2 protein-coding genes and 1 pseudogene are annotated in these 1,565 nt (G+C 55.7%); 2 read left to right on the top strand and 1 reads right to left on the bottom strand.

Annotated features, from left to right (window positions below):
* Positions 1 to 438, top strand: a 438-nt coding sequence (locus A3722_RS23160) for a TolC family protein (protein ID WP_161488213.1), incomplete at its 5' end; no start/stop codon positions are given.
* Between the two features lie 2 nt (positions 439 to 440).
* Positions 441 to 650: pseudogene (locus tag A3722_RS05025) on the top strand (transposase); the annotation flags it as partial.
* Positions 651 to 761: 111 nt separating this feature from the next.
* On the opposite strand, the gene A3722_RS05020 reads toward A3722_RS05025, so the two are convergent.
* The coding region (locus A3722_RS05020) for an efflux RND transporter permease subunit (RefSeq protein ID WP_150120443.1) at positions 762 to 1,565 on the bottom strand (804 nt) is incomplete at its 5' end.

Here is a 1,565-nt window from a genome sequence, read left to right as displayed (position 1 = left end):
GTCACTTTATCTGGCTCGGTGACAGCGGCAAACCCGTCAGAATGGTCCTTTGGTCCAGCACTTTCATTGCCCATCCTCAACCAAGGTCCGCTACGCGCTAGGCGAGATGCGGCTATTATTTCAGCCACGACCGCCGAACTGGAATGGCGTGCACAGGTGTTGGCCGCGGTGGAAGATGTGCAAAAAACTCAAAGTGAATTTACACGAAAACAAAGAGAGGTGGCCGCATTGCGCGCTGCTCAACGATCAAGGGATCGTACTCTTCAGTTGAGCCGCAAAGTTTTTGAACTGGGAGAACTGAACTTACCAGACCTGTTGGACGCCGAACGATTTGCAAACGCAGCACGCATATCCCTCGCAGCAGCAGTAAGAGATTTGGCCCAATCGTGGTCAGCACTTATGGTTGCGACTGGTCGTGGATGGGGCGACGTAAGCTAAAATTGGCGTTCTCTACCTTGATGCAGCAGATCAAGGCGCGCTCATCGCGGCACGTGCAGATTGAGTTTCCCGAATTGCGCAAACGATACTGGGGAACGCTATTTTGGGCACGTGGATTCTTTTCGACCACGTCAGGGAATGTCACCGACGATGTCATCCTCCAGTATCTGGAATTATATTCCAAACGCGAAACTATCTGCATCAGCCTATAGTACTCATCTTTTGACCGGAGATGCGTTGTATTGACCCAAAGTACGGCCGCAAGGGTGCACGCACCGCCAAACAGCCGTGCACCTTTGCCTGCGCATCAGAACATATATGCCCTAAGCCTTCTTTACAGATTTTGCCTTCGTACCATGCTCGTGGACCGTTTCGACAAGTGAATGATGCCCACCTTGTCTGGGCGCAAACCAGCGGTGCAGGGCGGGCATGACCAGTAGGGTCAGCACGGTTGACGAAACAAGCCCCCCGGTTACCACAGTGGCAAGCGGGCGTTGGACCTCGGCACCGACGCCGGTGGCGAAGAGCAATGGTGCCAGCCCAAGTGCCGTCGTCATGGCGGTCATCAGGACCGGACGCGCGCGCAGCCCTGCGGCCTCAATGGCCAAAGCCTCCAGATTGCGACCGGCGCGCGCAAAATCATCCATGAAACTGACCAATACCATACCGTTGCCCAACGCGATGCCGAACAATGCGATAAACCCGACGGTAGCAGGCACCGACACCGGTAACCCTGTCAGCCAGAGCGCCATCGCACCACCTGTCAGCGCCAGGGGGATATTCAACAGGATGAGGATCGCTGATTTCAGGCGACCAAAGGTTACCAGAAGGATCAGCAGAACGATGCCCAACGTAATCGGAATAACCACTTTGAAACGGGCATTCGCCTGTTGCTGAAGCTCGAATTGGCCGCCCCAGACCAAACGATACCCGGGCGGTAGATCCAACTGAGCGTCCGTCAACGTCTGCGCTTCGGCAACGAAAGAGCCGATATCGCGACCGCGCACGTTGGACTGGACCGTGATGAAGCGTTCGCCATCTTCGCGTGTGATCTGGCGTGGACCGATTACAGTTTCGATATTGGCCACTGTGTCCAGCGGCACCCGTGCGCCCGAAGGCGATTCCAG

Origin of the sequence: Sulfitobacter sp. HI0027, from assembly GCF_001634775.1 — a bacterium.
GTDB lineage: Bacteria > Pseudomonadota > Alphaproteobacteria > Rhodobacterales > Rhodobacteraceae > Sulfitobacter.
The sequence above is the reverse complement of the archived record's forward strand: the minus strand, read 5'-3'. Positions and strand labels throughout refer to the sequence as shown.